General features: G+C 63.5%; 19 protein-coding genes. 7 read left to right on the top strand and 12 right to left on the bottom strand.

Going from position 1 to position 24,681, the window contains the following annotated elements:
* Positions 1–35 precede the first annotated feature (35 nt).
* The gene (locus ACIOVF_RS24665) at positions 36–1,211 is read left to right on the top strand and encodes a sterol desaturase family protein (RefSeq protein ID WP_401293183.1); all 1,176 of its coding nucleotides are present in this window, start codon (positions 36–38) and stop codon (positions 1,209–1,211) included.
* A gap of 71 nt (positions 1,212–1,282) precedes the next feature.
* Positions 1,283–2,029 carry an SDR family oxidoreductase gene (locus ACIOVF_RS24660; RefSeq protein WP_045201367.1) on the top strand — a complete coding sequence of 249 codons (747 nt, stop codon included), beginning with the start codon at positions 1,283–1,285 and terminating at the stop codon, positions 2,027–2,029.
* On the opposite strand, the gene ACIOVF_RS24655 is transcribed toward ACIOVF_RS24660, so the two are convergent.
* The 5 genes from ACIOVF_RS24655 to ACIOVF_RS24635 all read right to left on the bottom strand — a co-directional run bounded on the left by ACIOVF_RS24655 (position 2,030) and on the right by ACIOVF_RS24635 (position 9,422).
* A complete protein-coding gene (locus ACIOVF_RS24655) occupies positions 2,030–4,123 on the bottom strand; it encodes a PAS domain-containing protein (RefSeq protein ID WP_401293178.1) in 2,094 nt (697 codons plus the stop codon).
* 67 nt (positions 4,124–4,190) lie between these two features.
* The gene (locus tag ACIOVF_RS24650; protein ID WP_401293176.1) at positions 4,191–6,131 is read right to left on the bottom strand and encodes a PoNe immunity protein domain-containing protein; all 1,941 of its coding nucleotides are present in this window, start codon (positions 6,129–6,131) and stop codon (positions 4,191–4,193) included.
* 66 nt (positions 6,132–6,197) lie between these two features.
* Positions 6,198–7,607: a GntR family transcriptional regulator MpaR gene (gene mapR, locus ACIOVF_RS24645; RefSeq protein WP_045201498.1), complete on the bottom strand. Its 1,410-nt coding sequence runs from the start codon at positions 7,605–7,607 to the stop codon at positions 6,198–6,200.
* A gap of 41 nt (positions 7,608–7,648) precedes the next feature.
* Positions 7,649–9,061, bottom strand: coding sequence for a cytochrome c oxidase accessory protein CcoG (gene ccoG / locus ACIOVF_RS24640; RefSeq protein WP_045201369.1), 1,413 nt, complete (start codon positions 9,059–9,061; stop codon positions 7,649–7,651).
* A gap of 121 nt (positions 9,062–9,182) precedes the next feature.
* On the bottom strand, positions 9,183–9,422 hold the full coding sequence (locus ACIOVF_RS24635; RefSeq protein ID WP_045201370.1) for a DUF3203 family protein: 240 nt from the start codon (positions 9,420–9,422) through the stop codon (positions 9,183–9,185).
* A 142-nt stretch (positions 9,423–9,564) separates the two neighbouring features.
* Between ACIOVF_RS24635 and ACIOVF_RS24630 the strand changes: the two genes are divergently transcribed.
* Positions 9,565–10,089, top strand: coding sequence for an MgtC/SapB family protein (locus ACIOVF_RS24630; RefSeq protein WP_045201371.1), 525 nt, complete (start codon positions 9,565–9,567; stop codon positions 10,087–10,089).
* A gap of 537 nt (positions 10,090–10,626) precedes the next feature.
* Here the strand turns inward: ACIOVF_RS24630 and ACIOVF_RS24625 are convergent.
* The 3 genes from ACIOVF_RS24625 to ACIOVF_RS24615 all read right to left on the bottom strand — a co-directional run bounded on the left by ACIOVF_RS24625 (position 10,627) and on the right by ACIOVF_RS24615 (position 12,971).
* The gene (locus ACIOVF_RS24625; protein ID WP_258610232.1) at positions 10,627–11,526 is read right to left on the bottom strand and encodes a hydroxymethylglutaryl-CoA lyase; all 900 of its coding nucleotides are present in this window, start codon (positions 11,524–11,526) and stop codon (positions 10,627–10,629) included.
* 19 nt (positions 11,527–11,545) lie between these two features.
* Positions 11,546–11,947, bottom strand: a complete 402-nt coding sequence (locus ACIOVF_RS24620; RefSeq protein WP_010226535.1) for a MerR family DNA-binding transcriptional regulator — start codon at positions 11,945–11,947, stop codon at positions 11,546–11,548.
* Between the two features lie 94 nt (positions 11,948–12,041).
* On the bottom strand, positions 12,042–12,971 hold the full coding sequence (locus ACIOVF_RS24615) for a LysR family transcriptional regulator (protein ID WP_045201373.1): 930 nt from the start codon (positions 12,969–12,971) through the stop codon (positions 12,042–12,044).
* A 138-nt stretch (positions 12,972–13,109) separates the two neighbouring features.
* On the opposite strand from ACIOVF_RS24615, the gene ACIOVF_RS24610 reads away from it, so the two are divergent.
* Complete coding sequence (locus ACIOVF_RS24610) at positions 13,110–14,339, top strand: acyl-CoA dehydrogenase (protein ID WP_045201374.1); 1,230 nt, start codon at positions 13,110–13,112, stop codon at positions 14,337–14,339.
* Here ACIOVF_RS24610 and ACIOVF_RS24605 read toward each other — a convergent pair.
* The 3 genes from ACIOVF_RS24605 to xthA form a co-directional block, all read right to left on the bottom strand.
* Positions 14,333–15,355 (bottom strand): TerC family protein, encoded by a 1,023-nt coding sequence (locus tag ACIOVF_RS24605; RefSeq protein ID WP_045201375.1) that lies wholly within the window; start codon positions 15,353–15,355, stop codon positions 14,333–14,335. The two genes, ACIOVF_RS24610 and ACIOVF_RS24605, sit on opposite strands and share 7 nt — an antisense overlap.
* 165 nt (positions 15,356–15,520) lie before the next feature.
* Positions 15,521–16,837: a substrate-binding domain-containing protein gene (locus ACIOVF_RS24600; RefSeq protein ID WP_401293168.1), complete on the bottom strand. Its 1,317-nt coding sequence runs from the start codon at positions 16,835–16,837 to the stop codon at positions 15,521–15,523.
* 165 nt (positions 16,838–17,002) lie between these two features.
* Complete coding sequence (gene xthA, locus ACIOVF_RS24595) at positions 17,003–17,815, bottom strand: exodeoxyribonuclease III (RefSeq protein ID WP_093384940.1); 813 nt, start codon at positions 17,813–17,815, stop codon at positions 17,003–17,005.
* Between the two features lie 162 nt (positions 17,816–17,977).
* Here xthA and ACIOVF_RS24590 point away from each other — a divergent pair, with 162 nt between their 5' ends.
* Genes ACIOVF_RS24590 through ACIOVF_RS24580 form a run of 3 tightly spaced genes read left to right on the top strand, consistent with a single transcriptional unit; the run spans position 17,978 to position 24,108 of the window.
* The gene (locus tag ACIOVF_RS24590) at positions 17,978–18,637 is read left to right on the top strand and encodes an N-acetyltransferase (RefSeq protein ID WP_045201378.1); all 660 of its coding nucleotides are present in this window, start codon (positions 17,978–17,980) and stop codon (positions 18,635–18,637) included.
* 57 nt (positions 18,638–18,694) lie between these two features.
* On the top strand, positions 18,695–20,437 hold the full coding sequence (locus ACIOVF_RS24585; RefSeq protein ID WP_045201379.1) for an autotransporter assembly complex family protein: 1,743 nt from the start codon (positions 18,695–18,697) through the stop codon (positions 20,435–20,437).
* Entirely contained in the window at positions 20,434–24,108 is a 3,675-nt protein-coding gene (locus tag ACIOVF_RS24580) for a translocation/assembly module TamB domain-containing protein (RefSeq protein WP_401293163.1), read from the top strand. The genes ACIOVF_RS24585 and ACIOVF_RS24580 overlap by 4 nt, the downstream gene beginning before the upstream one ends.
* A 12-nt stretch (positions 24,109–24,120) precedes the next feature.
* On the opposite strand, the gene ACIOVF_RS24575 is transcribed toward ACIOVF_RS24580, so the two are convergent.
* The gene (locus ACIOVF_RS24575; RefSeq protein WP_093387610.1) at positions 24,121–24,654 is read right to left on the bottom strand and encodes a DUF2589 domain-containing protein; all 534 of its coding nucleotides are present in this window, start codon (positions 24,652–24,654) and stop codon (positions 24,121–24,123) included.
* Positions 24,655–24,681 lie beyond the last annotated feature (27 nt).

Here is a 24,681-nt window from a genome sequence, read left to right as displayed (position 1 = left end):
GTCGGTATACTCCGCGCCGCACGGAGCCCACCACTATGAAGGATCAGCGATTCATGCAGGCAATCAAGGCCTATTTCAAACGCCACGGCCACGACCCGTTCAAGCTCGGCCAGGGGCGTATCAGCGGTTACCTCTCGGCGGCCCTGGGGCTGCTCAGCCTGCTGGCGGTGTTGTGCTTCCTGTTTCCGCAGTGGCTGACCTTTGCCGAGTTTCGCAAGGTCTATAGCGTGCACTTTGCCCGTACCGCGCTGCTGATCGGGCTGATCCTGGCCTTCGCCCTGGGCACCCTGAACATCCTCCTCAACAAGCGCAAGCGCCTGGGCTTTACCGGCATCAGTGCGGCAGGCCTGGCGATGTTTCTCGGCGGCACCAACATCCAGACCGAAACCATCGGCCAGACCCCGTACTCGCTGGGCCTGGACTGGTTTGTACTCGCTCTGCTGGTATCGGCGGTGATCTTCATCCCGCTGGAAAAACTCTACGCCAAGGACCCGCAGCAAAACATCCTGCGCCCGCACTGGCGCACCGACCTCAGCTACTTCTTCGTCAGCCATATGCTGGTGCAGTTCATCCTCATCTTTGTCACCGCCTCGTCCAGCTGGCTGGCCGGCTGGGTGCTGTCCGATACCTTGCAGGCCAAGGTGCAAAGCCTGCCGATCGTGGTGCAGTTCTTGCTCGCGGTGTTCGTCGCCGACCTCGGCCAGTACTGGCTGCACCGCTTGTATCACGTGGTGCCGTGGATGTGGCGCTTTCATGCCGTGCATCATTCGAGCACGCACATGGACTGGCTGGCCGGTTCGCGCATTCATTTCTGCGAGATCCTTCTGACCCGCACCGGGGTGTTGGCGCCGCTGATCCTGCTGGGCTTTTCGCCCCAGGCGATGAACGCTTACGTGATCCTGGTCGGTGTGCAGGCGGTGCTCGCCCATGCCAACGTGCGTATCGACGGCGGCTGGCTCAACTACCTGCTGGTGCTGCCGCGCTATCACCACTGGCACCACGCCCGGCACAAGGATTACATCTACAAGAACTACGCGATCCATACGCCGCTGGTGGACATGCTGTTCGGCACCTTCAAGCTGCCGCCCAAGGAATGGCCGGCGCGATACGGCGTGTTCGGCAAGGACCTGCCTGAAGGTATCGTGCGCCAGCACCTGTACCCGCTGCGCAAGGCCGAAGCCAAGGCACCGGTACCGCCACCGGCTGCCTGAAGCGGCTTTGTGCCCGGCCCCTGACTGCGTTAGCCTTGAGGGGTCAACGCCATTGGGGGCAAGGAGTATCCATGGACAAGGTTATCGTGATCACCGGCGCCAGCCGCGGCATTGGCGCTGCCACCGCACGCCTGGCCGCGCGCGCCGGTTACCGTATCTGCATCAATTACCTGCGTGACGACGAAGCCGCCCAGCGGGTGCTGGCCGAGGTCCGTGAACTGGGTGCCGAGGCCATTGCGGTGAAGGCCGACGTCAGTGTCGAGGACGAGATCGTCCAGCTGTTCCAGCGCGTCGATGCCGAGCTGGGCCCGGTCACTGCGCTGGTCAACAACGCCGGCACCATCGGCCACCAGAGTCGGGTCGAAGAGGTGTCGGAGTTTCGCCTGCTCAAGCTGATGAAGACCAACGTGGTCGGGCCGATGCTGTGCGCCAAGCACGCGCTGCAGCGCATGTCGACCCGCCATGGCGGGCAGGGCGGCAGCATCGTCAACGTCTCGTCGGTGGCCGCGCGGCTGGGCTCGCCTAACGAATACGTCGACTATGCCGCCTCCAAGGGCGCGCTGGATACCTTCACCGTCGGCCTGGCCAAGGAAGTGGCCGGCGAAGGGGTGCGGGTCAATGCCGTACGCCCGGGCTACATCTTCACCGACTTCCACGCCCTCAGCGGCGACCCGCAGCGGGTCAGCAAGCTTGCGCCGGGCATCCCCATGGGCCGCGGCGGGCAGGCCGAGGAAGTCGCCGAGGCGATCCTCTGGCTGCTGTCAGACCAGGCCTCGTATTCCACCGGTAGCTTTCTGGACCTTGGTGGCGGGCGCTGATCAGCCGATCATTTCCTCGATACGCTGGGCCAGGGTGTCGAGGCTGAACGGCTTGGTCAGCACCCGGGTAGTGGGCTCGAACACGCCGCTGCCGAGCACCGCCTGCTCGGCGTAGCCGGTGATGAACAGCACCTTCAGTCCGGGCCGCAATTGGCGGGCGGCGGCCACCAGTTGCTGGCCGTTCATGCCGCCGGGCAGGCCGACATCGCTGATCAACAGGTCGACGCACGCACCCTTTTTCAGGGCCGCCAGGGCGCTGTGGCCGTTGGCGAATTCTATTCTGGCGCAGCCCAGTTCCTCGAGCACTTCGCCGACCAGCATGCGAATGGTTGCTTCGTCATCGACCAGCATCACCGTCATGTCGCGCAGTTCACGTTGCGGGCGGGCCGTTGGTTTCGCTTCGCTAAGCGGCAGGCTGGCGCTGTCCAGGCGCGGCAGGTACAGGTGCACGCTGGTGCCCTGGCCAGGTTCCGAATACACCCGCACCTGGCCACCGGACTGACGGACGAAACCATAGACCATCGACAGCCCCAGGCCCGTCCCCTGGCCCACCGGCTTGGTGGTGAAGAACGGATCGAAGGCGCGCGCCAGCACCTGCGGTGACATGCCGCTGCCGTTATCGCTGACGCTTAAGGCCAGGTAGTCACCGGGCTTGAGGTCCAGGTGCGCGGCGACTTGCTCATCGGCTGGCAGATGACGGGTTTCGATGCTGATCCTGCCCCCGCCCGGCATGGCGTCGCGGGCGTTGATGCACAGGTTGAGCAGGGCGTTTTCCAGTTGCGAGGCGTCGATGTTGGCTCGGCAGGATGCGCTGGAGGTAAACACCTCGATGTCGATGTGCGGGCCGACGCTGCGGCGGATCAGCTCAAGCATGCCGCCGACCAGGCGATTGACGTCGATGGTGCGCGGTTCCAGGGTCTGGCGCCGGGAAAAGGCCAGCAGCCGGTGAACCAGGGATGCGGCGCGGTTGCACACATCCTGGGCGGTGCGCAGGTAGGGGGCGATCTGTTCATGGCGCTCGCGCCCGAGCAGGTTGCGCGACAGTTCGAGCGAGCCGCTGATGCCGGTCAGCAGGTTGTTGAAGTCATGGGCGATGCCGCCGGTGAGCTGGCCGACCGCTTCCATTTTCTGCGCCTGGCGCAGGGCTTCTTCAGTCTTGCGCAGGCGTTTTTGCTCGCGGACCCGCTCGCTGATGTCGTAGGCGAACAGGTAAGCGCCGATCAGTTGCCCATTGCTGTCATGCAGCGGGCTGAACCGCAGTTCGTAGTGGCGATGCTGCTCGCCCTCGCCAAATTCGGCAACCTCGACGAATGCCTCACCTTTGAGTGCCCGATGCCATAGTTGCAGGCCCCGGGCGCAGTCTTCGGCTCGGCTGGCCATGAGTGTCGGCAGGCTGTCGCCGACGCTGGGTATCTGCTCGAAAATTCGCTGGAATTCGTCACGCGCGGCGCGGTTGATAGCCAGCCAGCGTATGTCCAGATCGACCACCTGGATTTGCGCCAGGGTCGCCTCGACCACATCGGTGAGGATCTTGCGCTCTGCCAGCGCCTGGGCCACCCGCAGTTCAAGCTCCTGGTTGAGGCGCTTGAGTTCGGATTCGGCACGTTTGCGCGCGGTGACATCCTGGAACAGCACGGCGACCTGCTTGCGGCTGGCCGGCTCCAGGCGAAAGGCGCAGATGTCCAGGTGGCGGCCGGTGGCTACCAGCTCCTGCTCGAAGCGGATCGGATTGCCGCTGTGCAGCACCGGTCCATAGCGGGCAATCCATCCATCGGCCTCATCGGGCACCATCTCTCGCAGCTTCTGCCCGACCACATTGTCGATCCCGGCATGCTTGGCGTAGGCGGCGTTGGCTTCGATATGCACGTAGTCACTGAGTGGGCCATGGGGGCCGTCGAAGAACTCGATGATGCAAAAGCCTTCGTCCATGGCCTCGAACAGAAAGCGATAACGCTGCTGGGTATCGGCCAGGGCCTGCTGGTCAGGTGCAGGCCCAGCGCGGCTGCGCTCGGCGAGCTGGGCTGTGAGCAGATTGTTCTGCTGCTGCAACTGCTCAAGTTGCTGGCGCAGGGACTGCAGTTCGCTCGACGGCATGCGCGTGTTCCGGCCTGGGGATAGTGGCAAATGTAGCGTCCCGCGCAGCACTCAACAACTGTGCGGCTCAATCACCGTGGTAGCGCGCGCTGGCCCATTCCCACCAGAGAGCGTTGAGCTCGCAGTAGGGGGCTATTCGCCCGCTGGTTTCGGCGTACAGGTCGTCGCGGTCAAGTTTCGCCGGGATGAAGCCCAGGTTGCGCAGGTCGCGGTCGATCAGTGCCGCGCTGCTGGCCAGGGCCTTGATCGGCTGGCGCGGGTAGGGGCGCGGGTCTTCACCGTAATACACCTTGGCCGGGCCGAAAGGTACGCCCTCCAGGCGAGTATGGCCGAGGTTGTTCAAAAAGCCTTCGGCAATGCTGCCGTCGGCGAAGATCACCTTGTAGGCCGCGCCGGGTACACCGCCGAGCTTGCCGTCGTCCAGGCTCAGCTCCAGCCAGTTGCTGGTGGCTGCCGGGTTGATTTGCTCGCGGCTGAGTTTGCCGCCATCACTGGCCGCTGGGTGGGTATTGAGCGTTCCGTGCTCGCGCAGGTTATCGACACGCCGCGACTGCGGTTTGCTGGTTTGCGCCGGCACGCGGGTGCTGCTGCCCGAGGCTTGCGCCGAGCTGTTGCGCTGCACGGCAAGCCAGGGCATCAGGCGTTCGTCGATGCGTTCGATCAGGTCGTCAAGGTGTTCACCAGCCTGTTCCAGGTCGCTCAGCACCAGGGCCTGGCGCTGCGCGTCGAGGGCCAGGAAGGTCGCACTGGCGCTGACCGCAGCGATGATTTGCGCAAGCTCGCTGCGTAGCAGCTCGGCGTCCAGGCTCTCTTCGAGCAGGGCATCCGGGCTGGTCTTCAGTTTGCAGTTGAGCAGTACGTGGCGCAGCAGGTCATAAAGCTGCTCGGCATGCTTTTGCGGGTCGCGATTGACCAGGCGCAATACCCGTTTGAGCCCGTGGCCAGGGCCTGGGACCCAGCCAAGCAGGGCCAGGGCGAGGTCGAAGAAAGCCTCGTCTTCCTCCTGCTGGTCGGCCGCCAGGTTCAGGGCCAGGATCGCTTCGACGGTGTCGTAGGCACTCAGGGCCTGGGCCAGGTGCGGGATGCTGCCGGCATCGATGGCGTCGGACAAGGTGACGCCGGCGGCCTTGATGTCGTAGGCAAAGTCTTCGTCGCTGTCGTCTTCGTCGTCTTCGTCGATCAGCTCTTCTTCGTCCTCCTCCTGATCGTCTTCAGCGTCGCCCAGGCACTCCCAGCGAATGCCCTGGTAGGCGGGCAGGCTGCGCGCGTGAGCGAGCAGCTCATGGGGGAAGATCACGTGCAGCAGTTCGCGGGTATCGATGCCGTAGAGCAGGGCCACTGCCGCGGCCTCGAATGACCAGTAGCCGACGTAACCGCTGATATCGTCGCCATGGGTGTCGTACCAGCTGGCGTGCTCAAAGTGCTCGTACCACTGCTCGCAGTAGCCCTGCAGGCGGCTGGCCGCTTGCTCGGGGCTGGTGGCATAGATGGTTTGCACCAACGGCGTGGCGTAGTCCTGGTACCACGCATCGACGTCGTAACGGTCGGGCAGGACCCGACTCAGCAGGTCTTCATAGAGGGTGTCTTCTTCGGCATAGCCGCCGTTGTCCATCAGCGTGACGAAGCGCTCGAGCAGGTCCTGGCGATCGAGCAGAATGCACAGGCTGATGACCAGCATGCATTCGTGGTGTTCTTCACTATCGCCCAGATTCAGCGGAGCGACGTTGGCTTGCTCGGTGTACACGGCCATCTTGCGTTGCAGTTGCTCGTACTCGGCGACCAGCGCTTCGAGCAAGGCGGGCAGGGCGTCGATGTCAACGCCGGCGGTATAGCTGATCAGCAGTTTGTCCAGCGCCAGGCCCTTGAGGCTCTTGCCGCTGAACACTGCCTCTTGCTCGTCGGAGTCGGCTTGCAGGCGATTGTCGCGCAGGAATGCACGGCTTTCTTCGTCGTGTTCGAGGAAGCGCTCGTAACGCTGCGGCGTAAGAAAATGCTGTCGCTTGTGCATGCCATCCATCCCTGGGAAATTCGAGCGCGCAGGGTGCCGCAAGCGCGCTCGAAGTACAACCGCCGATCAGAACGAGCGGACGATCTTGCCCAGGGTTTCCATGGCCTTTTCCGACTGCTCGGTCCAGGGGCTGCCGTAGTTGAGGCGGATGCAGTTGCGAAAGCGCCGGGTCGGCGAAAAGATCGGTCCGGGGGCGATGCTGATGCCTTGCGCCAACGCCATCTGGAACAGCTTGAGCGAGTCCATCTGTTCAGGCAGCTCCAGCCACAGAAAGTAGCCACCGGCCGGATGGCTGACCCGGGTCTGCGCCGGAAAATACCGGGCAATGGCCGCGAGCATCGCCGCCTGTTGCTCTTCCAGGGCATAGCGCAGCCGGCGCAGGTGCCGGTCGTAGCCGCCGTGCTGCAGGTAGTCGGCAATCGCCGCCTGGGCCGGCATCGAGGCGCACAGCGAGGTCATCAGTTTCAGCCGTTCGATCTTCTGCGCGTAACGCCCGGCTGCCACCCAGCCGATGCGGTAGCCGGGGGCCAGGCTCTTGGCGAACGAGCCGCAGTGCATCACCAGGCCGTCGGTGTCGAAGGCCTTGGCCGGTTTCGGCGCTTGCTGGGCGTAATACAGCTCGGCATAGACGTCGTCCTCGATCAGCGGCACTTGATGTTCGCGCAAGAGCTCCACAAGCTGCTGCTTCTTCTCTTCCGGCATGCTCGCGCCCACCGGGTTCTGGAAGTTGGTCATGCACCACACGGCCTTGACCGGGTGCTTGGCCAGGGTTTGCGCCAGCACCCCGAGGTCGATGCCTTCGCGCGGGTGCACGGGGATTTCCACCGCCTTGAGCTTGAGCCGCTCGAGGATCTGCAGGCAGGCATAGAACGCCGGCGCCTCGATCGCCACCAAGTCGCCGGGCTCGGTCACCGCCTGCAGGCACAGGTTCAGGGCCTCCAGCGCGCCGTTGGTGATCAGCAGCTCCTCCATGGGCAGCATCAGGCCGCCGACCATGTAGCGCAGGGCAATTTGCCGGCGTAGCTGCGGGTTGCCCGGCGACAGGTCGGTGACCACCATGCGCGGGTCCATCTCACGGCTGGCGCTGGCCATGGAGCGGGCCAGGCGCGGCAGCGGGAACAGATGAGGGCTGGGAAAAGCCGAGCCGAAGGCCACGGTTTGCGGGTCCTTGATCGAGTCGAGGATCGAGAACACCAGCTCGCTGACATCCACCTCGGTGGACTCGCTGGCTTGCTCGATGATCTGCGGCTCGCTGAACTGGCGCGGCGCGTGGGCGTTGACGAAGTACCCCGAGCGCGGCCGGGCGCGGATCAGCCCGCGGCGCTCCAGCAGGTAGTAGGCCTGGAATACCGTGGACGGGCTGACGCCGTGGGTCTGGCTGGCATAACGCACCGACGGCACGCGCTGGCCGGGGCCGAGGACCCCGGAGCGGATCAGTTCGGCAATGTCGTCGGCGAATTTCTCGTAGCGTTTCATCATGGCTCGAAAGGTTTCGGATGCTCGGGCAGTGTATGGGATCAGCGGTTCAAAGGCGCAACAAAACGGCTGTGGGCGACGCTGCGCACACCGGGTTCGTCCGTATCGATCAGTTCGAAGCTGATGTCCTGGGAGCTGCTTTGCGGGCGATCGGCCAACATCGCTACCGACACCGGCAAGTCGCTCATTTCCCCGGCCGCCAGGCTGAATTCGGTCCTGCCGTGCAGTTCGAAGCCTTCGGCATCGAGCAGGCGCAGGCGGTAGTGCTGGGATTGCTGGGTCTTGTTGATGACCTTGAGGGTGTAGATGTTCTCGATCTGCCCGGCGTTGTTCTCACGGAACAGGCCACGGTCCTTGATCACGTCCATCGACACCATCGGCCGCTGCTGCAGAGCGATCACCAGGGCGCCGATCATCACCACCAGGGCGGTGACGTAGCCGAGCAGGCGCGGGCGCAGCCAGTTGGTGGTGCCGCCTTGCAGGGTGTGTTCGGACTTGTAGCCGACCAGGCCGCGGGCGTAGCCCATTTTGTCCATGATTGAGTCACAGGCGTCGATACAGGCGGCGCAGCCGATGCACTCCATCTGCAGGCCGTCGCGGATGTCGATGCCGGTCGGGCACACCTGCACGCACATATGGCAGTCGATGCAGTCGCCCAGGCCCTTGGCCTTGTGGTCGACTTCCTTCTTGCGCGGGCCGCGGGATTCACCACGGGCCGGGTCGTAGGCGACGGTCAGGGTGTCCTTGTCGAACATTACGCTCTGGAACCGGGCGTACGGGCACATGTGCATGCACACCGCTTCACGCAGCCAGCCGGCGTTGATGTAGGTGGCGCCGGTGAAGAACAGAATCCAGAACAGACTGACACCGCCCAGTTGCAGGGTGAACAGTTCTTCGGCCAGCGGCCGGATCGGCGTGAAGTAGCCGACGAAGGTCAGCCCGGTCAGCAGGCTGATGGCCAGCCACAGGGTGTGCTTGGCCGAACGCCGGGCCAGTTTGTTCAGGCTCCAGGGCGCGGCATCGAGCTTGATGCGCTGGTTGCGCTCACCTTCGGTGACCTTCTCGCACCACATGAAAATCCAGGTCCAGGAACTTTGCGGGCAGGTGTAACCGCACCAGACCCGGCCGGCGAGCACGGTGATGGCAAACAGGCCGAAGGCGCAGATGATCAACAACGCCGAGAGCAGGATGAAGTCCTGCGGCCAGAAGGTGGCGCCGAAGATATGGAACTTGCTGTCGGCCAGGTCCCAAAGCACGGCCTGGCGACCGCCCCAGTTCAGCCAGACGGTGCCAAAGAACAGCAAAAACAGAAAACCCGCGCCAGCCAGGCGCAGGTTACGAAACAAGCCGGTGAAACTACGGGTGTGGATCTGTCGGTCACTGCTGGCAGGCTTCTTCTTGAAGGTGGAAGGCTCAGCAATTTCAACGATCTGGACGGGGATTCTATCGCTCATGGTTCGTCGCTCATCAGGCCTCGATCAGGCCAGAGCACTATGGCGCCCCATCTGTTTGCATAACAGTCTCAGGTATCTGGATAAAAACCGTATCAGATTTCCCTTGGAAACTCCGCAGGCCTCAGATTATCGAGCCTTGCTCGGTCTCCTTGAGGTGCCTGCGACCATCCACCGCACCCGCTACAGTGAGGGCATCGGCTTCCTGCTCGGTGATTGGCACGCGCTTGCCTTCGAGCTCGGCAACCGACATGCGCAAGGCCTCGTCGGTGACGATTCGCACCTGCGTGGCCTCGCCCTGGATGTGCATGTCATCGCTGATCAGGGTGCAGCGCTGGTTAGTGGTGTCGATTTCAATAGGCATGGCTTTGTCCTCTTTACTCGGGTCCTATATTTGGGACCGCACGGGTGCAGGGGATGCTGGCAGCAACCGATCAGCGGTCGGCGGCGCACTTGCCGCCAGTGGCGTTGTCCATCGATTAATCCCTACTGCATGGACACAGCCCATGGACGCCTGGTGGCATCAAGTCTGGATCACCCTGGTGGCGGAATTTGCCGACATCACCGATGCCAAGCAGCTTACCCAGGTGACCGTGCGCCTGGTCATGGCGGCGCTGCTGGGCGCCATTCTCGGTTTTGAGCGCGAACTCAAGGGCAAGGCCGCCGGGGTGCGCACCCATATGCTGGTGGCCCTCGGCGCGGCGCTGTTCGTGCTGGTGCCGCGCATGGCCGGGGCCGACGATGCAGCGCTGAGCCGGGTGGTGCAGGGCATCGTCGCCGGTATCGGCTTTTTGGGTGCCGGCACCATTCTCAAGGGCCACGACCAGGATGCCGGGCACGTCAAGGGCCTGACCACGGCTGCGGGCTTGTGGATGACTGCGGCGATCGGTGTGGCGGCGGGCATGGGCCGGGAGGCCACGGCGGTGGTCAGCACGGTGCTGGCGTTGCTGGTATTGGGGGTGATGCCGCTGGTGGTCAATCGCTTCGAGAAGGACGACGAGGACGAAAACGAGGAGGGCAGGAAGCACTGAGGGGAGCCTAGGCTCCCCTCAAAGATTGTTGCGTGCTCTTTTTTTGTTATTGGAGGGCGGCCTGTTGTTGTTTTTGGCGACCGTTGCCTCTGTATCTTTGGCGATCCCCATCCGGGATCAAGAGCAAACGTATTTTTTTGAGCGCTGATCTACCTTCATCATTGCTGATCCAACCGTGACCTGCGCTACCTTGGGGTAGTTTTATTGTTCTGTGTCCGGTTGCGGGGCAAGCCCCTGGAAAGCACATCCTCTCCAAAAAAATCTGTTAGCTGCGCCTCTGTCGTGTTGTTCTTGTTATGTCAGAGTCGTTTCGTCTTATTTTTATTGGGTGTGTCGCACTTTTTATTGTTCTTGTACCTGAGATATAGCAGGTGCCGTGCCAACTTTTTAAAACCCAATAAAATCAATGGCTTGAAGATTTTGCGGAAAAATATCCTCGGGAAATTCTGTCGATTTGTTTCCGAGTTACCCGGAATTTCCCTGAAAAGTGCGGGGGCGGTAACACCCGCACGCAGATCCGCCTGTTACCGCTTGTGATTATTGTGCCTGACGGGCGCGAGCCACCCGCGAGCCGCTGGCGCGGCCCAGCACTTCACTGATACGCAAGCCCGCGGCAATCAAGCGCTGCAGGTCGATACCGGTGTCGATACCGAGGCCCTGGAGCATGTACAGCACGTCTTCGCTGGCAACGTTACCGCTGGCGCCTTTGGCATAGGGGCAGCCGCCGAGGCCCGCAACAGAGCTGTCGAACACACTGATGCCTTCAAGCAGGCTGGCATAGACGTTGGCCAGGGCCTGGCCGTAGGTGTCATGAAAGTGTCCGGCCAGCTGGGCGCGTGGCACCTGGGCGCCGACCACTTCGAACAGGCGCCGGGTTGCCCCGGGGGTGCCGGTGCCGATGGTGTCGCCCAGCGACACTTCATAGCAGCCCATGTCGAACAGCTCGCGGGCCACCGGGGCCACCTGCTCGGCGCTGACCGTGCCTTCATAGGGGCAACCCAGCACGCACGAGACATAACCGCGCACCCGCACCCCGTGCTGACGCGCCGCTTCGATGATCGGCACGAAGCGCTGCAGGCTGTCGCTGATCGAGCAGTTGATGTTGCGCTGGGAGAACGCCTCGGAGGCGGCGGCAAAGACGGCCACTTCCTTGACCCCGGCCGCCAGGGCATCTTCGAAACCGCGCAGGTTCGGCGCCAGCGCGGCGTAGGTCACCCCGTTGCGCTGCTGGATATTGGCAAACACTTCGGCGGAGCCGGCCATCTGTGGTACCCACTTGGGGGAAACGAAGCTGCCCACTTCTATATAAGAAAGGCCTGCTGCACTCAGGTCATCGACCAGGCGAACCTTGTCGGCCACGCTGATGGGCTGGGCTTCGTTTTGCAGGCCGTCGCGCGGGCCGACTTCGACCAGGCGGACTTTTTCAGGCAATGACATGGGCAGGATTCCTCAGGGCTCAATGGCTGTTTTTCTGGTTGTTCAAGGTCGCGGCCAGGGCTTGCTCGCAGCGCTCTTCGGCAGTGTCCAGCTCCAGTTGCATCTGCTGGATGTCGAGCAGTTGCTGTTCAAGCTGGGCGCGGCGTTCGGCGATCTTCGCCAGCATGCTGTGCAGTTGCTTGAGGTTGCCGCTGGACGGGTCATACAGCTCGATCAGTTCACGGCACTCGGCCAGGGAAAAACCAATGCGCTTGCCGCGCAGGATCAGCTTCAGGCTGACCTTGTCGCGAGCCGAATAGACCCGCTCCAGGCCGCGACGCTCCGGGCTGAGCAGGCCCTGTTCTTCATAGAAGCGAATGGCCCGGGTGGTGATGTCCAGCTCGCGGGACAGGTCGGAGATGCTGTAGGTCTGGCTGCTCATTGCTTGGCTCGGGAAAAGGGCATGGAGCTAAGCTAATTGCAGGTTGACGTATACGTCAAGCAAGGATTGGTGGGGCTTGCCCCGCCATAGCTCCCTACACCTCAGCCATGGCCGCCCGCTCATCCTGCGCCACCACACCCTGACACAGCTCGATGATCTGTTCGCGCATCCAGCGGTTGGCCGGGTCCTGGTCGGTGCTTTCGTGCCAGTACAGGTGGGTTTCCAGCGGCGGCACGTCCACCGGCAGGTTGACATGGTTGAGCTGGTGGCGGCGGGCGAAGCGCTCCGGCACGGTCATGACCATGTCGGTCTGCTGCAGTACTTGCGAGGCCATCAGGTAATGCTGGGAGCGCAGGGCGATCTTGCGCTGCACGCCCATCTTGCCCAGGGCCAGGTCGACATAGCCCAGGCCATTGCGGCGGCTGGAGATATGGATGTGGGTCATGCCCAGGTAGTCGTCGAGGCTGAGCTTGTCCTTGAACAGCGGGTGGCCCTGGCGCATGGCGCACACATAGCGGTCTTGCATCAGCTTGACGTGGCGCACTTGCGGGTCGGTGTTGAGCGGCGCATCGACGGCAAAGTCCAGGCGCCCGGCGGCCAGTTCCTTGGTGGTTTCCCGGCGCTTGCACAAGAAGCTTTCGATCACCACCGCCGGCGCCAGGCGTCGCAGGCGCTGGAACAGCAGCGGCAGGATCACCGCCTCGGTGAGGTCGGTCATGCTGATACGAAAGGTCTTGCTGGCCTGCAGCGGGTTGAAGATGCGGCTCTCTTGCACCGACACGCGCAGCAGCGACAGGGCATTGCGCACCGGGCCGATGATGTTCTGCGCCATGGGCGTGGGCACCATGCCCTGGGCGGTGCGCACGAACAGCGGGTCGTTGAAGGTTTCGCGCAGGCGCGCCAGGGCGTTGGACACCGCCGGCTGGGTAATGCCGACGATCTGCCCGGCCCGGGTCAGGTTGGCTTCGGTGTAGATGGCATCGAAGACGATGAACAGATTCAGGTCGACCTTGCTCAGGTTCATGGGCGCTGCTCTTGTTGGTGTTATCCGTGGATCATATATCGGTTATGAATGTTTATACACGCCGAGAATAGACTAGGTGGATTTTACCGGCTGATCTAGGATCGATAACAGATCCCTTTTCCACTGAAGGTACTGCCCATGGATTTCGCCTATTCACCCAAGGTCCAGGCGCTGCGTGAACGTGTCACGGCGTTCATGGATGCCTATGTCTATCCCGCCGAAGCGGTGTTCGAGCGCCAGGTTGCCGAAGGCGATCGCTGGCAGCCGACCGCGATCATGGAAGAGCTCAAGGCCAAGGCCAAGGCCGAGGGTTTGTGGAACCTGTTTTTGCCGGAGTCGGAGCTGGGCGCGGGCCTGACCAACCTCGAATATGCCCCCCTGGCCGAGATCATGGGCCGCTCGTTGCTCGGCCCCGAGCCGTTCAACTGCTCGGCGCCGGACACCGGCAATATGGAAGTGCTGGTGCGCTACGCCAACGAAGAGCAGAAGCGCCAGTGGCTCGAACCGTTGCTGCGCGGTGACATCCGCTCGGCATTCGCCATGACCGAGCCGGACGTGGCCTCGTCCGACGCCACCAACATGGCCGCCCGCGCCGTGCGTGACGGTGACGAGTGGGTGATCAACGGCCGCAAGTGGTGGACCTCCGGCGCCTGCGACCCGCGCTGCAAGATCATGATCTTCATGGGCCTGAGCAACCCGCAAGGCCCGCGGCACCAGCAGCACTCGATGATCCTCGTGCCTACCGATACCCCCGGGGTAAAGATCGTCCGGCCGCTGCCGGTGTTCGGCTACGACGACGCGCCCCATGGCCACGCCGAAGTGCTGTTCGAGAACGTGCGCGTACCTTACGAGAACGTGCTGCTCGGCGAGGGCCGCGGTTTCGAGATCGCCCAGGGGCGCCTGGGCCCGGGGCGCATCCACCACTGCATGCGTTCGATCGGCATGGCCGAGCGGGCCCTTGAGCTGATGTGCAAGCGCTCGGTGGAACGTACCGCCTTCGGCCGGCCTCTGGCGCGCCTGGGGGGCAACGTCGACAAGATTGCCGATTCGCGGATGGAAATCGACATGGCCCGGCTGCTGACCCTCAAGGCTGCCTACATGATGGACACCGTCGGTAACAAGGTCGCTCGCAGCGAAATCGCCCAGATCAAGGTGGTGGCGCCGAACGTGGCGCTGAAGGTTATCGACCGGGCGATCCAGATCCACGGCGGCGCCGGTGTCTCGGGCGACTTCCCGCTGGCCTACATGTACGCCATGCAGCGCACCCTGCGCCTGGCCGACGGCCCGGACGAAGTGCACCGCGCGGCGATCGGCAAGTACGAGATCGGCAAGTACGTGCCCAAGGAAATGCTCCGTAGCAGTCATTGATGCTTGCCGTGCAAGTCCGCCTCCTTGTCGGCGGCGGGCTTGCCCTGTGCACGGGTTGAGAACAGCGAAACCAGCACGCCACCGCTGAGCAGGGCAATGGTCACCGCCAGTGACAGCATCGGCGGCACGGCGCCAATCAGGCCGTGGTAAAAGATCTTGCCGCCAATGAACACCAGCACCAGCGCCAGCGCGTACTTGAGGTAGATGAAGCGGTGCATCAGCGCCGCCAGGGCAAAGTACAGCGCCCTTAACCCGAGAATCGCGAAGATGTTCGAGGTGTAGACAATGAACGGGTCCTGGGTGATGGCAAAGATCGCCGGCACGCTGTCGACGGCGAACACCAGGTCGGCCAGCTCGATCAGCACCAGGGCCAGGAACAACGGCGTGGCATAGCGCAGTGCCTTGCTCTGCCCGGGCGGGGTGATGTGCACGAAAAAGCGCGGGCCGTGGATCTCGTCGGTTACCCGCATATGACGCCGGACGAACTTCAGCACCGGGTTGTTGGCCAGGTCCGGGTGGGAATCTTCGCTGGAGAACAGCATCTTTACCCCGGTGAACAGCAGGAAGGCGCCGAACACGTAGAGGATCCACTCGAACTCCTGCACCAGCGCACTGCCCAGGCCGATCATGATCGCCCGCAGCACCACCACGCCGAGAATCCCCCAGAACAGCACCCGGTGCTGATAGCGACGAGGGATGGCGAAGAAGCTGAAGATCATCGCCATGACGAACACGTTGTCCATCGACAACGACTGCTCGATGAGAAAGCCGGTGTAGAACTCCAGGGCCTTCTGCGCGCCCAGCTCGAACCACACCCACACGCCGAACAGCACCCCGACGCTGAAATAGCCGCCATACAGCAGCAGGCTCTCGCGCATTTCGATTTCGTGCAGCTTGCGGTGCAGCACGCCCAGGTCCAGTACCAGCAGGGTCAGGACGATGCCGAGAAAGGCCAGCCAGAACCACAGGCTGGTGCCAAGGAAGTCGTTGTCGAGAAATACCTGTAGAGCTGCCATGAGCCCCTCCTTAATGTCGACGTTGCTGAGCAACAGTGACTCCGACATGGCGGCTTGGCAGCCGTCAGAGGGGCCCGGCGTCACTAGGGACAAGCCTAGACCCGGAGAACCAGGGCGCCCAATCGAGGCTGTAACAATTGATTGCCCCGCCTGGCAGGCAGTGGCTCAGTAGACCCACACCTCGACCCGCCGATTGCGGATCCGCCCTTGTTCGGCGGTGTTCGCCGCCACTGGCAGTTCGTCACCCAGGCCGATTATTTCGCGCAACTCGACACCACTACGAGCCAGTTCCCGGCGCACTGCCATGGCCCGCAGCCGCGAGAGCAGGGCGGCGCGCTGCGGGTCATCCTTGGCATCACCAAAGCCCACCAGCACCACCCTGTTACTCAGCTTGTGCTGCGCCTGCAGGTACTGGACTACCCGCTGCACATCGCGCAGGGCCTTGTTGTCGAGGCTGGCGTTACCCTCCTGGAAGCGGAAGTTGACCGACAGGCGCCGGGCATCATTGGCAAGGCCCAGGTAGCGGCGCGGCATGTCGGTACGGGGCTGAACCTTGATGCTCTGCACCTGCTGGCCGACGAAGCCGCTGCCGGTGACGATGGCCTGGCCCTGGGGGCTTTGGGCGAACTCGACCAGGGCGCGGGCCAGGGGGTTGGCCTGGCCGGGGGGCAAGTAAAAGAACAACCGGCGTGACAGCGGATAGTCTTCGCTGGCCACCAGCGCCGCTGTCGGCAGCATGGCCCGGGAATCACCGTCGGCAATCGCCACGACCTTGGCGCCGTGCACCGTGGCCAGGCTGCTGAAGCCGATGGCCTGGCGATCGCCGAGCACCTGGCTGGCCAGTTGCTCCGCCGATTCGAAACGTTTGGTGTGGTCGGCCAGGGCTTGCCGTGCCGGGTCGAGGACTAGCGCTTTGAAGGTCTCGAAGGTGCCGGAGCGGTCATCGCGGGCGTACAGGTTGATCGGGCCGCTGCCGATGCCCAGTTGCTCCCAGCGGTCGATCTGCCCGCAGAAGATCTGCGCCAGCTGGGTGGTGGTCAATTGCGGCAGCGGGTTGTCGGGGTGGACGATCACCGCGACGCCGTCCAGGGCAATGATCTGCTCGGCGGCGGCACTATTAAGGTCGCCCAGCGCTTGCAGCTCGTTCAGTTCGGCTGGCTTGATCGGACGTGAGGAAGCCGCCAGCTCCGCTTGGCCGGATTTGAGTGCAGTGAAGCCAGTACTGGAACCGTGGGCGGCGACGTCGATGCGCAAGGCCTGGCCGTTGCTGTCCAGGGCACGGACCTGAAGCTCGTTGGCGGCGTCGCTGCTGACGATGCTGATGGCGCTGGCGCCTTGTTGCGCGAGCAAACCTGAGACCAGCGCCGGTGCCAGCGCGGCGCCGATAGTGTTGGAACCCTGAATACGCAATTGCGCCTGCGGGTCAGCGGCGCCAATCAGCGGGAGCAGGCAAAGCACAAGCAGGGAGAGGTGGCGCAACATGCCGTCTGGCACTCATGGGCAAAGGGTGTGCCGGGAGATTAAGACAGCCATGTGACCGGGGGATGACAGGCTGTGGCAGGAGCGGGCTTGCCCCGCGATAGCATGCTGTCTGCCAGATCGCATCGCGGGGCAAGCCCGCTCCTACAAAGCCTGTGGGAGCGTTTATCAGTTCAATTCAAGCCAGATCGGCGCATGGTCCGAAGGCTTTTCCATGCCGCGCAGGTCATAGTCGACGCCGGCGTCCTTGATCCGCGGCAGCAGCGCCTGAGAGGCCATGATCAAGTCGATGCGCAGGCCGCGCTTGGGCTCGTCTTCAAAGCCGCGGCTGCGGTAGTCGAACCAGCTGAAACGGTCGGCGACTTCCGGGTGCAGGTGGCGGAAGCTGTCGACCAGGCCCCAGTTTTTCAGGCGCGCCATCCACTCGCGCTCTTCCGGCAGGAAGCTGCATTTACCGGTCTTCAGCCAGCGCTTGGCGTTGTCGGCGCCGATGCCGATGTCGCAGTCTTCTGGCGAAATGTTTACATCACCCATTACCAGCAACGGCTGGTCGTTCTGGAACTGGGTTTCCAGCAGTGCCTGCAGATCGCTGTAGAAACGCTGCTTGGCCGGGAACTTGGTCGGGTGGTCGCGGCTTTCGCCCTGTGGGAAGTAGCCGTTCATGATGGTGATCGGCGTGCCATCGGCATCGGCGAAGGTGCCCCAGATGAAGCGCCGTTGGGCGTCTTCTTCATCGCTGCTGAAGCCCTTGTGCAGGCTCAGTGGCGCCTGGCGCGAGAGCAGGGCGACGCCGTAGTGGCCCTTCTGGCCATGAAAGTGCACGTGATAACCCAGGGCCTGGACGTCGGCGAGCGGGAACTGCTCGTCGCTGACCTTGGTTTCCTGCAGGCCGATGACGTCGGGCTGGTGCTTTTCGATCAACGCCGCCAACTGGTGGGGCCGGGCGCGCAGGCCATTGATGTTGAACGAGACGATCTTCATGGGCAGCACAATCCTGGTAAAACCCAGGATGCTAGCCGACATCGGCGGCGCCGGCCAGCGTGGCGAGCCACTCGATAGGTTGCTAACCTGTGCCACGAGGTGAACGTTGGCACCGCGAACACCTCAAAGGCAATGAATGCCCATTTCCGGAGGTTTGCCAGCATGCCCGAATCGACTGCCGCACCGGCTGAAGTCCGTCTGCTCGATGGCGGCTACAGCCGCGAGGCGCGCTCCCTGCTGTATCACGCCTATCGCCACGAACCGACCTTTGCCTTTCTGTTCGAGGCCCGGCGTCCGGGGTTCGACCAGCGCATACGCGCCACGGTGCGCGAGCTGGTCAACCAGCATTTTCTCCAGGACCTGCCCGCCATCGGCCTGTTGGTTGAAGACCGGCTGGTCGGCATCGCCTTGATCGCCCCGCCGCAGCGACGCCTGGGCATCACCGAAAGCTGGGCCTGGCGCATGCGCATGGTGCTCAGCACCGGCTTTCGCTGCACCCGCCGCTATTTGGACTACCAGGCCGCACTGATGGCCTGTCTGCCCAGTGATGCGGTGCATGTGTTGCCACTGCTGGGGATCCATCCGCAGTTTCAGGGCAAGCACTACGGCGAACAATTGTTACAGGCTGTGCACGATTGGTGTGCCGTGGATGAGCATTCCGAGGGGGTGGTGCTGGACACCGGCAACGAGCACTACCTGGCGTTCTATCATCGACAGGGCTATCAGGAAATTGGCGAGATCGCTGTAGGACCGGTTCACGAACACGTGTTCTTTCACCCCAATCCGCAGTCGTCGCAACAGGCTTCGGCCTCAATTGCATAACAACGAGGAATACCTCGGGCTCCATGCTGCCGCCAAGCTCTGGTAGCATCCGCGCCTATGACGTATTCAGGACGATTCACCTGCGGTTTGATTCTATGGGTTGCCAGCATCGGCGCGTATGCGCAAAGCGAGCTGGTGGTCCGGGTCAAACCTGCCAATAACGAACTCAAGGCCAATGTCGAAGGCTATATCGGCAGCCTTGGTAAACGCGATGAAGAGGCGCTGCTGCGCTTCAGCCGCGGCGCAGTCGAGCAGGCGCGCAAGGCCTCCCAGGCCCTGGGCTATTACCAGGCGCAGATTGATAGCGAGGTCAAGCCAGCGGCCAAGGCCGACAAGGGCCCGCAACTGGTATTGAGCATCGATCCCGGCGAGCCGGTGCACCTGCGTGATGTGACCATCCGAATCGACGGCCCGGCCAGCGAGCTCAAGGCCTTTCGCATTCCCGACAGCAAGGCGCTGCGCTCAGGCGCGGTGCTCAACCATGGCCATTACGAAGACGCCAAGCGCCTGATCCAGAACCAGGCCTCGCGCTATGGCTTTTTCAGCGGCCATTTCGTTCGCCAGCGCCTGGCGGTCGATCCCCAGGCCGGTGTCGCCGACATCGAGCTGATCTACGCCAGCGGCCCGCGCTACCGCCTGGGCAAGGTCAGCTTCGCCGGCGATACACCGCTCGATGAAGACCTGCTGCAACGCATGGTGCCGTTCAAGGCCGACACCCCCTACGATTCCGAGCTGATCGCCGAGCTCAACAACGCCCTGCAATCGAGCGGCTACTTCGAAGGCGTACGGGTCGATGCCGCGCCCACTGCCGCGGTCGAGCAGAGCATCCCGGTGGCTGTCCAACTCGACACCCGCAAGCCACGGACCATGGGCCTGGGCCTGGGTTTTTCGACCGACGTCGGGCCGCGCGGCAAGGCCAACTGGACCCGCCACTGGGTCAACCCGCAAGGCCATAGTTATGGCTGGGAGACCGAGCTGTCGGCGCCGCGGCAGAACGTCGGCCTGTGGTACGACATTCCGCTCGACCCGCCGCTGACCGACAAACTGCGTTTTGCCGGCGGCTACCAGAATGAAGAAATCGCCGGCACCGACACCGTGAGCAAGCTGCTCACGGTCGGCCCGGAATGGCACAGCAAACTGCCCAGCGGCTGGCAGCGGGTCATTTCGCTCAAGTACCAGCGCGAAGAGTACAAGCTCGGTGACGACTCGGGCCTGAGCAACCTGCTGATGCCCGGCATCAGCTATTCCTACCTGCGCAGTGACAACCGTATCGACCCGCACAACGGGTACCGCTTGCAGTTCGATGTACAGGCAGCCAAGGAGGGGCTGGTGTCCGACACCAACCTGCTGCACGCCAATGTGTTGCTCAAGGGCCTGACCACCCTCGGCCAGAACCATCGCTTCCTCGGCCGTGTGCAGTTCGGCGGTAGCGCCACCAACAGCTACAAGAATTCCGTTCCGCCGTCGCTGCGCTTCTTCGCAGGTGGTGACCAGAGCGTGCGGGGCTACGATTATCAGACCCTGTCGCCAAAGAACTCCGATGGCGATCGCATCGGCGGCCGTTACCTGGTGGCCGCCAGCGCCGAGTACCAGTATTCGGTTGCCGAGAAATGGCGGGTGGCGACCTTCGTTGACCAGGGCAACTCATTCAACAATCTGGAGCTTCCCAGCCTCAAGACCGGTGTCGGTATCGGTGTGCGCTGGGTGTCTCCGGTCGGGCCGCTGCGTCTGGATCTGGCCCGCGCGCTGGACGACGACGGCGGTTTGCGTTTGCACTTCTCCATGGGGCCGGAACTGTGAGTCGGGTTATCAAATTCATCGTTCTTGGCCTGCTGGCCTTGCTGCTGTTGCTGGTGCTGGGTGTCGGCCTGGTGCTCGGTACTCAGGCCGGCAGCCGCTGGGCACTGGGGCTGGTGCCGGGGTTGCAACTGGATAACTTTCAGGGCCGCCTGGCCGGGCAGTGGCAGGCCGAGCGCTTGCTGTGGGAACAAGGCGGCGATCGCGTCGAGCTGGTCGCGCCGGCATTGGCCTGGTCGCCGGCCTGCCTGCTGCGTATGACCCTGTGCATCGAGCAGCTGCAAGCCGATCAGGTCAACCTGGCCTTCGCCCCTGGCGAGCCGAAGCCCGACAGCGGGCCGTTGCAACTGCCGCAACTCAAGCTGCCGCTGGCCATTGAGCTTGGCAGTGTGCGCATCGGCCAGCTACGCCTGGATGGCAACGAACAGCTCAGCCAGTTGCAACTGGCCGCGCACTGGACCACTGGCGGGCTGCAGATCGACAGCCTGCAACTGCAACGCGATGATCTCAAGTTGAACCTGCAGGGCCTGCTCAAGCCCGAAGCCGATTGGCCGCTGCAGGCCCAGGGGCAGCTGCAGTTGCCCAGTGTCGACGGGCAACCCTGGCAACTGGCGTTGCAGGTCGACGGCGACCTGCAGAAAACCCTCAAGCTCACGGCTGACAGCAGCGGTTATCTGCAAGCGCGCCTGAGCGGCGAGCTGCAGGCACTGGCGCAGAATCTGCCAGCGCAACTGCAGATCAGCAGCGAGGCGTTCAAACCTTCGGCCGCGCTGCCCGACACCTTGCAACTGAACCAGTTGCAACTGAGCGCCAAGGGCAACCTGCAAAACGGCTATCAACTGCTCGGTTCAGCCAGCCTGCCTGCCGAACAGGGCCCGGTGGCGCTCAAGCTGCAAGGCCGGGTTGATGCCAAGGGTGCAGAAGTCAGCGCCCTGGACCTCAGTGCCAGCGCCGAGCAGGCGCTCAAGCTCAAGGCCAAGGCCGACTGGCAGCAAGGCCTGAGCGCAGACGCCAGCATCGACTGGCTGGATTTTCCCTGGCTGCGCCTCTATCCCATGGACCCGGCACCGGAAGTTTCCCTGCGCCGCTTCACCGGCCAGGTGCAATACCGCGATGGCAACTACCAGGGCGAATTCAACGGCGACCTGGACGGCCCGGCAGGCACCTTCAGCCTCAGTAGCCCGTTCAAGGGCGACCTCAAGCAAGTCAGCCTGGCGCAGCTTCAGCTGAGCGCGGGCCAAGGCAAGGCCACCGGCAGTGTCGGCGTGCAGTTTGCCGATGGCGTGGCCTGGGATGCCGCGCTGGAGCTGTCGGCGTTGAACCCTGCGTACTGGCTGGCCGAGTTGCCCGGCACCCTGGCTGGCCCCTTGCGCAGCAAGGGCGAGATGAAAAACGGCGAGTTGCGTCTGGATGCCGAGCTTGACCTCAAGGGTCGACTGCGTGGCCAGCCCGCTGTGCTCAAAGCGCTGGCGCAAGGGGCAGGGCAGCAATGGACCCTGGGCACCCTGGACATCCGCCTGGGCGACAACCACATCAATGGCAGTGGCAGCCTGCAACAGCGTCTGGCCGGTCAGATCGATATCAACCTGCCACGCCTGGGCCAGCTCTGGCCGCAGCTGCAAGGCCAGGTCAAGGGCCGCCTGGAGGTTGCCGGTACCTTGCAGGCCCCCCAAGGCAGCTTCGTTCTGCAGGGCCAGCAACTGGCCCAGGCTGACAATCGCGTGCAGCGACTGAGCCTGGATGCACGTCTGGACAACGCCCAACGTGCACTCATCGACCTTGAGGCCGGCAGTATTCGCCTGGGCGATACCAGCCTGGGGATGCTCACGGCCAAGGGCAGCGGTGATGTTCGTCAGCAAAAGCTGCAACTGGCCCTGGACGGGCCGCAGCTCAAGCTTGACCTGGGCCTGGATGGGCAACTGGACAAGGGCAACTGGCGCGGGCGCCTGGCAAGCGGCGAAATCCAGGCCGGTGGCCAGGACTGGCGCCTGCAGGCGCCGGCAAAACTGCAGCGCCTGGCCAGCGGCCAGGTGGAGTTCGGCGCCCATTGCTGGCGTTCCGGCCAGGCCAGCCTGTGCGGCGAAGACCAGCGCCTGGCGCCCGAGCCACGCCTGCGCTATCACCTCAAGCAGTTCCCGCTGCAGAGCCTGGCGCAGTGGCTGCCCAAGGATTTTGCCTGGCAGGGCCTGCTCAATGCCGACATCAACCTCGATGTGCCGGCCAGCGGGCCCAAGGGCACCATCCTCATCGATGCCAGCGGCGGCACCTTGCGCGTGCGTGAAAAGGACCAATGGCTGGACTTCCCCTACCAGACCCTGCGCCTGCAAAGCACCCTGGGCCCGCGGCGCATCGATACCCGCCTGGACTTTCACGGTGACAAGCTCGGCGAGCTGGCGGTCAATACCCGGCTTGACCCGTTGGCAAAGAACAAACCGTTGAGCGGTGACTTCCGCCTCAGCGGCCTGGACCTGGCCATCGGCCGTCCGTTTGCGCCGATGGTCGAGCGTTTGAATGGCCAGCTCAATGGCAGCGGGCGCCTGTCTGGCACTTTGCTGGCGCCTCAGGTCAATGGCAGCCTGAACCTTGTACATGGCGAAATCAGCGGTGCCGAGCTGCCGATCAGCCTTCAGGACCTGCAACTGCAAGCGTTGATCGCCGGCGAACAGGTCCAGCTCAACGGCAGCTGGAAAAGCGGCGAAAGCGGCCAGGGCAGCCTGAACGGGCAGATCGGCTGGGGCCAGGCCCTGGCTGTAAACCTGGCGCTGCAGGGCCAGCGCCTGCCGGTCAACGTCGAACCCTATGCGGCCCTCGAAGTGGCCCCGGACCTGAAAATCAGCCTGATTGACGACAAGCTTGCGGTGACTGGCAAGGTGCTGGTGCCCAAGGGCAAGATCACCGTGCGTGAACTGCCGCCGTCGACGGTCAAGGTCTCCGATGACACGGTGATCCTCGGTCACCAGACCGAGGAGGGCAAAGCGCCGATGGCCATGGCCATGGATATCGACGTGCAGGTGGGCCAGGACAAGCTCTCGTTCAGCGGCTTTGGCCTTACCGCCAACCTGCTCGGGCACGTGCATATCGGCGACAACCTCGATACCCGCGGCGAACTGAGCCTGGCCGATGGTCGCTACCGTGCCTATGGCCAGCGCCTGACCATCCGCCGTGCGCGCTTGCTGTTTGCCGGCCCTATCGATCAGCCGTACCTGGACATCGAGGCAATTCGCAAGACCGATGACGTGATTGCCGGCATCCGCTTGACCGGCAGCGCCGAGCAGCCCACCACCCAGGTGTTCTCGGAGCCGGCCATGAGCCAGGAGCAGGCCTTGTCCTACCTGGTGCTCGGCCGGCCGCTGGGCACCACTGGCGAAGATAACAACATGCTAGCCGAAGCGGCGCTCGGCCTGGGCCTGGCGGGCAGTGCCGGGATCACCGGCAGCCTGGCCTCGAGCCTGGGCATCGATGACTTCCAGCTCGACACCCAGGGCAGCGGCAACAACACGGCGGTGGTCGCCAGCGGCAACCTGACCGAGCGCTTGAGCCTGCGTTACGGGGTGGGTGTGTTCGAGCCGGCCAACACCATCGCCTTGCGCTACAAGCTCAGCAAGAAGGTTTACCTGGAGGCGGCCAGTGGCCTGGCCAGTTCCCTGGATATCTTTTACAAACGTGATTTCTAGAGGCGCCAATGATCAGCGCACGGTCGCCGCTGCGATGAACTCGTTGCTGTCGATCGTGGGTTGGGCCGGCGTGGACACCCGCTGCGGAGTGATCAGGCTGGTGTACTCCTCGATCAGCCGGTTCAACGCTTCCGGTGGCTCACAGGCCTGGAACTGCATGCGGATCTGTACTTCATCGGGGTCGCGTGCGGCATCGCCGTTGCGTTTGCCCTGGCTGCCGACCGTCACATAGAAGCGTTCGCGCTGCAGGTTTTCACTGGCATCGGTGGTCTCGGTGTTTTGAATCCGTACCGACAGGTCGACCTGCATGCGCTCCAGTGCCAGCCCGCGCGGCGACACCAGCGCGATCAGCGGGATCTGCATGGTGTGCTGGTCATCCATTGCCACTTCGACCATCTTGGCTTTCATCGGCGCGCCAAGCGTCTCGGCGTCGTAGTCGAAAAACTGGTCGAACAGCTTGATGTACTGCTGGGCAATCAGGTGGTTGGTGGCCGCAGCGGCTTCCTGCAGGCCGCGGGTAATATCACAGAGGTCGCTGGCGGTAATGGGGGCGTTCACTGCCGAGGTTTGGTC

Origin of the sequence: Pseudomonas sp. NPDC087612, assembly GCF_044743505.1 — a bacterium.
Lineage (GTDB): Bacteria > Pseudomonadota > Gammaproteobacteria > Pseudomonadales > Pseudomonadaceae > Aquipseudomonas.
Note: the sequence above shows the minus strand (reverse complement) of the source record. Positions and strands in the feature narration are given on the sequence as shown.